Below are 11,995 nucleotides of genomic sequence, written 5' to 3'. Positions count from 1 at the left end.
TGAACCGCTCACCAAAAGCTACCGCCGTGGGTCTCCCGGACCCATCCAGGGGTGAGGCTCGAGTGAGGCCCGGCAATATCAAGACGGTTGCTCAATCGGTTCGGCGCTGCCCGCCCATCCACCTTCTCCGACGATCGGGTGCGACTGGGCCGCAGCGCCTTCAAACTGAGGAACAACTCACTTCGCTTCGGACATTGCCTCTCGCTCCGTCACCACAGCCGTCGATGAAACTTCGGTTTGGCTGGCTGACGGGGACCCTTCTTGCGACCGCGCTGGCCTTCGTGACGACCACTCCGGCTCTGGCCGCCACCGATGACGGCAAAGTGACGGATTTCGTGCTCGACAACGGCATGGAGGTGGTCGTCGTGCCCGATCACCTCGCGCCGACCGTCACCCACATGGTGTTGTACAAGGGGGGCAGCGCCGATGACCCGCCGGGCAAATCTGGCCTTGCCAATCTGGTGGAGCATCTGATGCTCAAGGCAGCGACAACCAACCACGCCGCAGGCGGGTTTGACTGTGCCGTCTCTTCCGTCGGCGGCTCGAACCATGCTTTCACGTCTTACGACTACACCGCCTTCCTTGCGACGGTGGCGCCTTCTGCGTTGGAGCAGATGATGAGCTTCGAGGCCGATCGCATGTTCAACCTCGTCCTCACCGAAGATGATATCGAAACCGAGCGCGACGTAATCCTGGAGGAGCGCCGTTCGCGCGTCGACAACGATCCGCAGGCGGTTCTGGAAGAGGAAATCGACGCGACGCTGTGGCGGAACCAGCCCTACCGCATCCCGGTCATCGGCTGGATGCAGGAGATGGAGAGGCTGACCTGGAACGACGCTATCGACTTTTACGACCGATATTATCGGCCCAACAACGCCGTGCTGGTGGTGACCGGCGATCTCGAGCCGGAGAGTGTGAAGGCTATGGCCGAGAAGACTTATGGCAAGCTCGCGGCGGGCCCTGATTTCCCCCGCATCCGCCCGGTCGAGCCGGAGCAGAACACCAGGCGTACGGTGACGCGGAGTGATCCCCGCGTTTCAGTGCCCAGCTTTTCCACGCATTGGGTGGTGCCCTCCTACAACACGGCCGAGCCCGGCGAGGCCGAGGCGCTCGACCTCCTGGCTGAGATCCTCGGCCGCGGCAATCACAGCCGCCTTCACCAGGCGCTGGTGGTGAAACAGGGCATCGCCGCCGACGCTGGCGTCAAATTCCATGGCACCATGCTGGACGCCACCAGCTTCACCATCTACGGCTCGCCGCGCGGCGATGCCAAGCTCGCCGATCTGGCGGCGGCGGCCCAGGCCGAGATCGCCCGCATTGTCAAGGACGGCGTGACCGATGACGAACTGGACAAGGCCAAGGACCGCTATGTCCGCTCGATGATCCCCGCCCGCCACGACCCGGCCTACATGGCCGGCATGTATGCCTCCACGCTTGCCACCGGCGGCAGCGTAGGAGATGTTGAGGAACGGCCGGACCGCATCCGCAAGATCACCGCCGACCAGGTGAAGGCCGTCGCCGCCCGCTATCTCGTGCCCGAGCATCCGATCACTGGTTATCTCTTGCCCCAAGACGGAGAATTGAAGTGATGGGGACCAACATCGCTGGGTCCTTTGCGCGCGGCTTGCCCTCTCCGCTTTTGGCAGAAGGGATGGCCGCGGGCCTCGCCACCCGCTGGCGACCTTTCTCTCCGCCATTTTCGTCCTCGTCCTGCAGGCGCTCCTAGCCATTTTTCTTCTCATCCTGACGGCGCTGACCACCCAAGCTGCGATGACCATTCAGGAGGTGAAATCTAGGCTAGAAATGACTTCAACGCCTGTAGGCGAGGACGATACCTGGCGCTGAACAAATGATCCATCTGGCTCCCGCTTGTCGATCACGTGCGGACTTGGCATGACAAACCAGGATTTTGCGCAATGCCTCAAAACTTCAAACGAAACTTTCAAATTGACGGAAGTTGAGATTCAGAGCGATGTGGCGTCGCCTAAAGTCTCGTGCTGAGGAGACGAAAGTTCCAAACCTCTCCTAGTAAGCGGGGGGCATGGACAAAGACGTGTCCCCTCCTCTCGCCCTGCCCTCTAACCCTATCCTGCTCGGCAGCGAAATCGCTCCGGCACCAGTCTGCTCCGTGTCCTGCTCGACACCCACCCCGACGTGGTCGTTGGACCGGAAATCGTTTTCACCGAATCCTCTACCAATTCAAGTAGTATGACGGCCATCATCAACAACGTCCCAATGTGAAGCCGAGCCCCACGCGCGACATCATCGCGGCAGGCGCGCTTGGCCGCCGAATGAGACGAACGATACTAATGCCGGTAGCGTGGTCTTTCTGAATACAATTTTGGTAGCAACATTGCTAGTCTTACTGTGTCATAAACCTGTTTTGGCAGCATGGACATCGTGGCAGCCGCCGCGCCAAGGCGCGGGCGAGTCTAATCCGGATGGTGGCGATGGAATTGCCGACGTGGCGTTCGGGACGGAGCGGCGGCGCCACGGGGTCGATAATCTTCGGATAGCGCAGGTGCCTTGAGGAACGGCCTGGAGCGTGGGGCTGAGGGGGGAATCAGACTCCGTTCGGAGACCAGGAATCCGTAGGCGGCGATCGCGAGCGTGGCGTGATGATGGAAGCCGCGCCAACCTCGGCCTTCATAATGGCCAAGGCCGATCTCCTGCTTGAGCTCCTGATAATCCCGTTCGATCCGCCACCTCAGCTTGGCCTGATCGACGAGGTCGGCGAGCCCGGTATTTTCCGGCAAGGTCGAGAGCCAGTACTTGGTCGGCTCGACCTCGTCGTGCGGCCACTCGATCAGGAACCATTCCTCGGCTCGTGGCGCGGAGCGCCAGTAATCGCGATGCGCCGGCCGGACGCGGATGGCGGCAAAGCGCGAGGCGAGCGGCGCCTTGGAGCCCTCGCGCCAGGTGACGCGGCCCCAGGCGTCCTCGGGCAGGGTTTGCGCCAGTTCCTTGGCGGAAACCGGCGCGTGCCCGGGCTGGCGCCGGACGAGCGAGGGCGGGCGGCCGCGTCCGCTCCATGGCTTGGGTGGCAGCGGTTGCGTGTCCGGCGGCCACAAGCGGATCGAGGACTGGACGCCGACGACATAGGTCAAGCCCATCTCCGTCAGCCCGGTGCGGAAGGAGGTGTCGTTACCGTAACCGGCATCGGCCAGCACAACGCTCCGCGAGACGCCGGCATCCAGCGCCGCCCGGATCTGCGCGAGGGCGATTTCGGGTTTGGTGCGGAAGATGACATCCTCCGGCACACCTGCCTTGGCGCGCCGATCAGGGTCGTTCGCCCAGCTTTCCGGCAGATAGAGCTGATAGGCGACCGGCAGGCTCGCCTGTTCGGTGGCAACCGACAGACTGACCGCGACCTGGCAGTTGTCCTGCTTGCCGAGCTGGCCGCAATACTGCCGCGCCACGCCGACCGAATGCTTCCCCTTCTTGGGAAAGCCGGTGTCGTCGACGATCCAGGCGCGGATCGGCCCCTGACGCTCAAGCGCCGCCAGAGCCTGCGCCCGCACGACGCCAAGTACGGCATCGTCCGACCAATCCGCTTTCGCCACGAAGTGATGCAGCGACTGGTGTGCCGCCTGAACACGCCCAGGCTCCACCCGCGCCGCCATCGGCTCGACGCTCTTGCGCTCGCCCGGCAAAAGCAGCCCGGTGCAATAGGCCTTCAGCGGCGCCACCCGGTCAGCATGACCCAATGCCGAGGCCAGCGTCTCGACATAGGCCGCAAAACGCGATTCACTCGTTTCGATTCCGTCCTGGAGATCCATCGCTCCCTCCATTTGAAGCTTGAATCTCCATTCTCGCAATCAATCGTTAACAAAGTTTATGACACAGTAAGACTAGCAGGCTGTTGAAGAAGTCAGCCCCGCTCGCAGACGAAGCCTGAGTTGTCGCCGTTGTGCAGGCCATCGGGTCCTTTTCTAAAATCGACGGGATGGCTGGCGAGGAGAACCTTCACGCCCGCCGGAATCATGCCGACTTCACTGCCCGGATGATCTTGACCAATTGGTCTTGGCCGATGTCGGCGCCGGCGCGAATGATCATTCCGCCGACCTCGATCTCAATCTGCGCGGCCGTCGTGGCAATTTCGACAAAGCCCAACCGGCCTTCACCCCCACGCCGGTTCTCCGCGTCGCCCTTCAAGGCCTTGCGCCGCCAGCCGAACAGCTGCGAAGGCGCCAGCCCAGCTTCCCGCGCAATGGCCGAAACATTCGCTCCCGGCGCCAGCGATGCCTCGATCAGACGTGCCTTTGCTTCCTCTGACCACCGCCGGTGTGATCGCGGCGGGCTAACCTTGAGGCGGTCAGGGACCGCGTCGATGACATGGAAATTTCTAGCATCGTTCATAGGCACAGACATAGAAGTTGACACCGTGAGGCCCTCATCGTTTCGGCGTCTCTATGTCTGGCTCATCCCTTCAAGCACCGCCAGATGGGGCCTCCTCTACGCTTACGCAGCTGAGTAGGCTACCATTAACGATCCGCGACCCAATCCAGCTGCCGAGCCAATGAGAAAAGCCACCGCCGGTTGGTCAGTTGCTCCAATTTCACTGTCGTCTTGAGACCGGCCGTTGCGGCTGAGCTGACGGCGTGAGCCGTCGGCCCAGGTCGGGGGCCAGCGACTCGAATTTTTCACGCAGCTCCTCGGTCAACGCGCTTGCGTCGGCGTCAGTGTCAATCACGCGGGGGTTGAGCAATATCAACAGCTCGGTCCGTTCCTTGGCATATTCCGTGTTGCGGAACAGTCCCCCTAAAAGCGGAATGTCCTTCAGCACAGGAACCCCAGAATTGGCTTGGGTGGTGCTATCTTGCATCAATCCGCCGATAGCGATCGTGTCGCCGTTTCGCATCGATACGGTACTCTGGAGGCGGCGCACCGAAATCACCGGGGATTGAACATTTGTAAGCGTGTTCCTGATGCCGGTGCTGACCTCCTGAAACGTGTCGAGGGTGATACTCCCACCGGCACCAATTCTGGGCGTAACAGCCAAGATCACCCCTGTGTCGCGCATTTCGACATCGTTCACGATGGGTGAATTGGCGCTTGCGGTAGATTGCGATGATCGGACGAGGATCGGGACCTGATCGCCCACCTGGATCGTGGCGGTTTGGTTGTCGACCGCAAGAATGCGCGGCGCGGATACAACCTTGACCTCCCCAAGCTCGCTTAGCCCATGCAACACAGTGTTGGCGTTCGTGTTGGGAAACACATACGACAGACCATCTGGAACTGCGCCCACGCCCTTGGTGGAGAGAAGATAGTCCACGCCGTAGCGCAGACGATTATTCAGGCGCACCTCGGCGACGATGGCTTGGATGAGAACCTGTCGAGGCTTGACATCGAGTTGACGGATCGCGGCCTCCACGATTTTGTAGTCGTGCGGTGCTGCGAGTACTACGAGGGCGTTCTGTCCTGGGTCCGCCTGGATCCGCACCGGCGCCGAGAGGCCAAGGTGGTTCGCTGACATTACGATTTGGTCCACTGGGTGCGACCTTGAGACAGTCGCATCTGGCTTTTCGGCCGGCCGGCCTGGCACATTGACAGGCAGGCTGGCTCGATTGGATACGTCACTTCCCAGCGATAGGTTGCCGAACTTTCCCGCGGGCTCTGCAGGCGAGACAGCACTGGGCGCCTCTGCGCCCAACGTTTGCGCCAGCACATGCGCCGCTTCCGAAGCCCGCCGGTAGAGCAGTGGACGCACGTGAATGTTTGCCGTCGCCTCCGACGCGGTATCCAGTTTAGCGATCGCCTGGCGGACTTGCTTGAGAGCTGCAGGATCTTCTGCCACAACAAGGATACCATTCAGTCGCTCGAGCGCCGCAAATCGGACAAGCCCCCTCTCTTGACCATTTTGCGCAAACAACAAGCTGAGTTCTCGCTCAATTTCGGCCGGACTCGCTTGAGACAGCGGATACAGCGCGAATGACTTGTGAAGCATGGCGTCGGTATCAAACAGGTCGACCAGTTCGCGCACAGAGCTCACGGATCCGGGCGGGCCACTGACAACAATGCCTCTCCCTCCGGGCGCTAGCGTGAGATGCACACTCTCCAGCAAGTTCGGTCGGATTACGCCGATGACCTCAACCGGATCAACATACCGCACCGGAATAATTTGAACGCTGCTCTGCATGCCGCCCGCCAGGTCAGCCAAGCGCCCCACCCGCACTCCTTGATCACCCGCAGCCAGTCCATAGCCGTGCGACGCAAGAGCTTTGTCCAGAAGCCGTGGCACCTCACTCACGGGCACCTGGCGGGCTGTATGAAGGGACATTTTTCCTCCAACGCCAGGATCGATGACCACGGGCATGCTCATTACGTCAACCACGATATCCTGCACCACCTGGCGTATGTCGGCATTCGCATAATCAAGGCTCACCCGCCTGCTATCCGACACCACCGGCAACTTCCGTTCCCCTGTGGCTGCCACTGGCTGCGCTTGCCTCAGCCCCAGCACTTCAAAGCCGTTAGTCTGCGGTTCGCTACGTTCTCGCAAAGACGCGGAGCCAGACGGGACAAAGGGCGGCGCGTTCAGCAAGACCCCGCGCTCGTCAATCATACCAGGGCCGGCGCATCCACCTAGAAGTAATAGCAAACAATGGAAATAGAGTAATGCAGGGTTTCTGCCTAGGACGGCCATCCTTTTACCCCTTAACTTGGACAAACTACATATGCTAGGGGACAGGTTGATCGCCTAGGCCGCGAATATTTACCTGATGTTTCCGATAATGTTCTCCTTGGCTTTTCCATCCTTGGACAACAGGTTGCTGGCGAGTTCAACACAATGATTTAACTTGTCCATCAGCGACTGGAGGCGAATCAGCGCCATCTGCGACTCGTTATTCGTGGTATCGATGCGCGCCTTGAGATTGGAGGCGGCGGCATCGAACTCCGACTGAACACCGGCGGTATCGCCCTTGAGCTGCTCGATAGGAATGTTCTGCGCGAGCATCCACTTATGGACGTTCTGGGTGTTGCCCTGCGCGTCCAAAAACGTGCCATACTCTGCTATTGCCTTGTCGTTAGCGGGCCGGTTGGCGCGTAGCGCGGCCAGAGCGGAGTTCGCTGTCTTCAGCCAATCGTTCCGCTTCTGCATGTCATCGAATTCGCCTCTAACTTGATCCTGGAGATTATTATAACGGTCTGTCTGGAGTAGCAGTGCCAACGCAGTCATGTCGCCCCCACCGCCAGGAATATTGGATGCAATGGGAAAAAATTGAGTTTGGAAGCTCACGTTTGGCATTTCCTGGCCTTTCCTGTTCAGATTTAGCTTGTGCTCTCATCCCATGTTGGCGATCCTGCTCCTCGTCTCAGCTTCCGCGGCTCTCATCTCGGAAAGCTTTGCCAGAACATCCTGGATCATCTTTTCATAGGCCGATTTGAATTCGCTCTCGTCGTCGGCGCGAGAGCGCATCATGGTGCCCTCCGCTTCCAGCTTTGCCTTTTTCTCCTGCTCATTGGTCGCCCCCATTTTGGAGCCGGCACCAGCGATCTTACCGACCTCTGTCATGCCGGTGGCGATGCCGCTCCAGATCAAGGTCGTCTGGTGGGCGACTTGCTGGGCTCCGTAGATCCTAGTCATGTCAGCGGAGGGTGGCTGGCTGCCCCCCGGGAATGGCTCTGGGACCAGCTTCGGTTCGGGCGGCTGGCTGCCCCCCGCGTAGGGCTCTGGGACCAGCTTCGGTTCGGGCGGCTGGCTGCCCTCGGCGAATGGCTCTGGGACCAGCTTCGGTTCGGGCGGCTGGCTGCCCCCCGCGAATGGCTCTGGGCCCAGCTTCGGTTCGGGCGGCTGTATAGCCTTCGGGGATGGCTCTGCGGCCGGCTTCGCATGAGCCCGAAAACCCGTTTCGTTCAAACCGCTGAGCTTCGCATCGAAGAGGGTCTGTGCTTTGCTCGCGCCCATAATACTGACGCCCGCACCGGTTATACTGAAGGCCGAGGTTAGGAGGGTGCCGACCAGCTCACACACCCCAGAAGCGCGAAGCGACTTGGCAGCAGCTTCCTGTGCCGCAATATCGCAGTCACGCGCGGCCTGCCGGTCCAATCTCGCAGATTCCCGGAACTTCAGACTGAGGCTGTGCAGCAATGCACCAACCGCATATATATCGACTGAGGCGAGCCGTGCTCCCAGAGCGGTTTCGGCACCTTTGTTTTGGACGAAGACGTCTCCGAGCATTGGCGAACCGGCCGATGCCAACTTGAAGAGATCGGCCGGTGTTGTTATCAGTTCGCCGAACCTCACGCCCATACCACTAGACGTCGCGGCCATAGGCAAAAAGGGCCAATGTTCAGCCAAATCGCGGCCCGGCAGACGAGGGCCGCGAATGTCGTTTGCAGTGTGTAGCACGCATACTCTCCTAGCGTTCTGATAGCCCTGAACAGCTATGATCGGTCGTCAGCCGACATGCCGTATGACGGTTGATGCGGATCGACTCTGCTCCTCGATGGCATCGACAACTCTTCGCGTCATGGTCTTGATGCCGAGGACCAATTCCTCGATGCGCGCGCTTTCGTCCTCTTGAAGTTGGGCCAGCTTGGCGAGGAATTTCCTGATATCCAGCGTCTCCGCCCGGACGTCCGTCGCCTGCTTCTTGATGATTCCGCTGGTGAGCCCAGCGAAGAACTCGGCTGCCGTGGCAGTACCTTCGCTCCACCGGGCCGCTCTCGCAAGGTGCTGACTTGCCATAGCAATCTTCGCCACTTTATCGCCCTGGCTTGTGATCTTTGTGGCAATGCTCGTCACCGCATTCCACCCACCAGACACGAAACCGGCACCTCCCAAGCTTGCCAGCGAAGGAGCAAGGATGATGAAACCCGTAATGACAGTGGCGCAAATCTCGGCCCGACCCTGTGCCATCCCCAGGTCTTCGACTAGGCTCTTCGCAATGGCCTGCGTCATCTTTTCGATCACCCCTGTCTCGGTCAGGGTCCCCACCGCCACTGCCACTGCTGCAGCCGACAAGGCGAAAATCCCGCCGGAGACCACTGCCGCTGCCACCGACAGCGCGACCGCAATCCACCCAAATATCCTCATGGCGCTCGAACTCTTCTTCGCTTGCCTCAATTTCTCCGCCGCTTCGATAATGTTTCGGGCGATTTTCTCGTTCTGCTGCTTCTGCAGTTCACCCCGATGCCGCACATCCTCCATACCCGCGGCAGCCTGGGCATCGGCCATCTTTATCTTGAGCGCTAGCAAGTTCGTGGCCAGTTCCATCGCATCAAAGTCCCGTGGCGGGGACAGCGTTGGCGCCGCATCCGACGCCGGAGCGCCGACAGACACCGGCGGCAGCGCAAGTTCAGCGCCCGATTTGCTGAAACCAACCGGAAAATTGCGGGTGGGTGCGTCCACCTGGGTTAGCACCCTGGCTTTAAGTCGCATTCCACCGATCGGTTCCGTCATGCTCACCTTATGCACTGCGGCCTCCTTCGGGCCTGAGCCGCCGCAGCATCAGCGACGCGCGCTCAGCGAAATCTTTATGCTCGGGCTTTCCACCGCTAAGCTCCAGTACGCTCTCAAGCGCGCTCACAGCAGCCGCACGCTGATCGAGCTCGATGAGGCATTTCGCAGCGCGAAGCGGAATCTGCGGATCCTCCTCGTTCAGCAGCGCAGCCAGTCCATATGCACGCACGGCATTTGCCGAATCGCCCGACATTTGACTGGCAGCAGCGAATCCGAACCAAAATCTCGGGTCCGTGTACCGGTGCATGCATAGAAAGCGAAAGAAGATCAGCGCCTCGCTATATCGACCAGAAGAATAGAAACGATGGCCGAGCGCGTAGACTGCCTCGAGTTCGTCATCCGTGATCCCAACGACAGCTGCCAAATCCGTACGCCCTGTGATGATCTCTTCGGCAAGCCGCGCCAGCCGTCCAGCCTCAGTAATGTCCTCTTCGTCACCGCCCCTTGCTAGCTCCTCTACCTTCTGCATCACCGCCTTAGACCCTTTGCCGCATTGGTTTGACGCGCGGCGCACGTACTGGCTGCCGACTGGAAGTGAGAGTCATGCTGTCCCTCAGCAACGCCTGCCGCTCAGATGCGTAGGCTTGCCGAAAACTCGCGTCTTGAGCCTCAACAAATGCGGAAATAGCATCGCCGGTCATGGTATAGTCGCCCAAGAGCTCAGCTCGCCGGTCGAGCTGTTCCCGACTCTTTCTCAAGAGATTCTCGACCTGCGCGATCGTTTGCTGCGCACTCACCATTGTACCATCGAGATCTTTGCCACCCATACTTCCACCCGTGGAACCGCAAGCGTTCCGGCAATTAGCATCGGGCTCGCGCGCGAAGTTTTGATCCGTGGAGAGCGGCGACTGGTTGATGCTGCGATGGCGGCTGCAGATTCCATTCCAATAGATCGCCGCATTGCAAAATGACACGATTTGTTTCCTTACAATCGCCCGATCGCCATCGACGTTAGCAATGTCAGCCCAAATCAGCAGAGCACCGCCTTGATCGGCAAAGAGCGCCACCTGGTCAGAAGCACAGTGGAGCAGGTTCTCTGCGAGCAATTCACGGATCTCCAGTTCATTGTCCGGCACTGTCTTTGCAATCGTGCTGGTTAATCGCACCGATCGTACGCCTGTCGCCTCCAAGACGATGCCAACACTGTCGACAGCGAGCTCAATGCGCTTCACAGCCACGGAGGAGGTGGAAGGACGATCTGAGTTCTCCAACAAGCACCCCAAAGCCACTGACACTACATCGTCTGCCGATACTGGCGTCACGCTCGCTTTCCTTTCTTCGTCAAGGCGAGAGCATTACCCGCAATGGCTTGATGGCGTCTGCGCCCCAGTTCCCAGGCCGTTGACCGCCAGGCCCACTGGAATGATTTACCCACTACCGAAAATAAAACAGAGCGACCAATATCAACTGGATATGTATACATCCGCAGGTGCTATGGGATCTGAACGGCCAGCTGAAATGAAGATGGCAAACATGCTCTCCCGTTCGGTGCACATATGCAGAAAGTATGGAGGCATATCGCGTTTGTATTTGCGCATGACTTTTCTATTGAGCAAGATTGGCAGTGAGAAATATGACGCGAATGCCGGTCGTGGCGGGAGCGATTTGAAGAAACTGCAGGCAGATGCGTGGTCACCGGACGATGGCGCGCGACTCGGCCAGAGAAGGAAATTCGATATACGATGTCTGGTTCGCCATCGGAGAGTCGCACTGAAATGGGGGGCGGCTTGCGGCGCAGTCTTGCCGAAGTGGCATTCTTGGCTTGCATTTCGAACGACGTCGTGCGGGCCAGGCGAATTGCGAAAGGACTTAACGCTCTTGCGCCGGGCAGCAGGGAGGCCGTTATCGCTTACGCCGTTGCAGATCTGACTGTGGGAGATATCGAGGCAGCGTTGGAGCAGCTCCGTCCCCTTTCTGAAACCAACGACGCATATGGGTTGGCGTTCAGCGCGCTGGCTCTCCATCTTTCCGGACGGCTCAGCGAGTGCGATGCCGTACTCAGGCGGGTTCCGGGTGGAGATCCCGATGTCGATGGACTCGTCGCCGCTATTGGCAAGAGCTCGACCGGACATTCTGTGGAGAGGGACATTTGATGAACGTGAACGGCATCAGCCCAGCGGCGCTGACGTCCGTTTTGCCAACGGACACTGCATTTGTGTCGGAAATATCGACTGAATCCCTGGACGCCTTTCGCGCCGAATTCAATCGCCCTGACTTGCCGCCACAGCACGACAGGTCAGCGACCGTTGCGACCGCCCAGTCGACCGAGGTGGCGCCTGGCTCTGGCGTCGCGCGAACACCGGGAGATGCCATCCTCAGCAGCATGGAGAAACTAAGCGCCAGCTTTACCCTCGCCGTCGAAGCCGCTCGCAGCACGGCGGGTATGGAAGAAATCCACTCAGGCGATTGGCTGAATGCGCAGCTCGCGATGTCAGCTTTGTCCCTACAGTGCGACCTCTTGGCCAAGGTGGTGGGCAAGGCCACGCAAGGCCTGGATACTTTCCTGAAAAACCAATGATCTCGCCT

At 59.8% G+C, this 11,995-nt stretch carries 11 protein-coding genes; 3 read left to right on the top strand and 8 right to left on the bottom strand.

Annotation, left to right across the window (positions count from 1 at the left end; translation table 11 throughout):
- Positions 1-224 precede the first annotated feature (224 nt).
- A complete protein-coding gene (locus ABVK50_RS03610) occupies positions 225-1,589 on the top strand; it encodes a pitrilysin family protein (protein ID WP_353642774.1) in 1,365 nt (454 codons plus the stop codon).
- Between the two features lie 843 nt (positions 1,590-2,432).
- Here the strand turns inward: ABVK50_RS03610 and ABVK50_RS03605 are convergent.
- The 8 genes from ABVK50_RS03605 to ABVK50_RS03570 all read right to left on the bottom strand — a co-directional run bounded on the left by ABVK50_RS03605 (position 2,433) and on the right by ABVK50_RS03570 (position 10,731).
- Complete coding sequence (locus ABVK50_RS03605; RefSeq protein ID WP_353641446.1) at positions 2,433-3,779, bottom strand: IS701 family transposase; 1,347 nt, start codon at positions 3,777-3,779, stop codon at positions 2,433-2,435.
- A gap of 202 nt (positions 3,780-3,981) precedes the next feature.
- Positions 3,982-4,359 carry a transposase gene (locus tag ABVK50_RS03600; protein ID WP_353642775.1) on the bottom strand — a complete coding sequence of 126 codons (378 nt, stop codon included), beginning with the start codon at positions 4,357-4,359 and terminating at the stop codon, positions 3,982-3,984.
- A gap of 199 nt (positions 4,360-4,558) precedes the next feature.
- Positions 4,559-6,388 carry a secretin N-terminal domain-containing protein gene (locus ABVK50_RS03595; RefSeq protein ID WP_353647005.1) on the bottom strand — a complete coding sequence of 610 codons (1,830 nt, stop codon included), beginning with the start codon at positions 6,386-6,388 and terminating at the stop codon, positions 4,559-4,561.
- A gap of 330 nt (positions 6,389-6,718) precedes the next feature.
- Positions 6,719-7,243: a hypothetical protein gene (locus ABVK50_RS03590; RefSeq protein WP_353647004.1), complete on the bottom strand. Its 525-nt coding sequence runs from the start codon at positions 7,241-7,243 to the stop codon at positions 6,719-6,721.
- Between the two features lie 45 nt (positions 7,244-7,288).
- Entirely contained in the window at positions 7,289-8,356 is a 1,068-nt protein-coding gene (locus ABVK50_RS03585; RefSeq protein ID WP_353642778.1) for a hypothetical protein, read from the bottom strand.
- Between the two features lie 48 nt (positions 8,357-8,404).
- Complete coding sequence (gene sctE / locus ABVK50_RS03580) at positions 8,405-9,409, bottom strand: type III secretion system translocon subunit SctE (protein WP_353642779.1); 1,005 nt, start codon at positions 9,407-9,409, stop codon at positions 8,405-8,407.
- Positions 9,410-9,416: 7 nt separating this feature from the next.
- Positions 9,417-9,938 carry a SycD/LcrH family type III secretion system chaperone gene (locus tag ABVK50_RS03575; protein ID WP_353642780.1) on the bottom strand — a complete coding sequence of 174 codons (522 nt, stop codon included), beginning with the start codon at positions 9,936-9,938 and terminating at the stop codon, positions 9,417-9,419.
- Between the two features lie 7 nt (positions 9,939-9,945).
- Positions 9,946-10,731: a hypothetical protein gene (locus ABVK50_RS03570; protein WP_353642781.1), complete on the bottom strand. Its 786-nt coding sequence runs from the start codon at positions 10,729-10,731 to the stop codon at positions 9,946-9,948.
- A gap of 453 nt (positions 10,732-11,184) precedes the next feature.
- Here ABVK50_RS03570 and ABVK50_RS03565 point away from each other — a divergent pair, with 453 nt between their 5' ends.
- On the top strand, positions 11,185-11,562 hold the full coding sequence (locus ABVK50_RS03565; RefSeq protein WP_353642782.1) for a hypothetical protein: 378 nt from the start codon (positions 11,185-11,187) through the stop codon (positions 11,560-11,562).
- Positions 11,562-11,987 (top strand): type III secretion system inner rod subunit SctI, encoded by a 426-nt coding sequence (sctI, locus tag ABVK50_RS03560; protein WP_353642783.1) that lies wholly within the window; start codon positions 11,562-11,564, stop codon positions 11,985-11,987. Before ABVK50_RS03565 ends, sctI begins: the two co-directional genes overlap by 1 nt.
- The last annotated feature ends 8 nt before the right edge of the window (positions 11,988-11,995 follow it).

This window comes from Mesorhizobium sp. WSM2240 (assembly GCF_040438645.1).
Taxonomy (GTDB): domain Bacteria; phylum Pseudomonadota; class Alphaproteobacteria; order Rhizobiales; family Rhizobiaceae; genus Allomesorhizobium.
Note: the sequence above shows the minus strand (reverse complement) of the source record. Positions and strands in the feature narration are given on the sequence as shown.

What these genes read in the sequence shown, in the direction of transcription:
- ABVK50_RS03610 (WP_353642774.1), top strand. Translation starts at nt 225, where the DNA reads ATGAAACTTCGGTTTGGCTGGCTGACGGGGACCCTTCTTGCGACCGCG.
- sctE (WP_353642779.1), bottom strand. Translation starts at nt 9,409, where the DNA reads ATGACGGAACCGATCGGTGGAATGCGACTTAAAGCCAGGGTGCTAACC.
- ABVK50_RS03565 (WP_353642782.1), top strand. Translation starts at nt 11,185, where the DNA reads ATGGGGGGCGGCTTGCGGCGCAGTCTTGCCGAAGTGGCATTCTTGGCT.
- ABVK50_RS03600 (WP_353642775.1), bottom strand. Translation starts at nt 4,359, where the DNA reads ATGAACGATGCTAGAAATTTCCATGTCATCGACGCGGTCCCTGACCGC.
- sctI (WP_353642783.1), top strand. Translation starts at nt 11,562, where the DNA reads ATGAACGTGAACGGCATCAGCCCAGCGGCGCTGACGTCCGTTTTGCCA.
- ABVK50_RS03575 (WP_353642780.1), bottom strand. Translation starts at nt 9,938, where the DNA reads ATGCAGAAGGTAGAGGAGCTAGCAAGGGGCGGTGACGAAGAGGACATT.
- ABVK50_RS03605 (WP_353641446.1), bottom strand. Translation starts at nt 3,779, where the DNA reads ATGGATCTCCAGGACGGAATCGAAACGAGTGAATCGCGTTTTGCGGCC.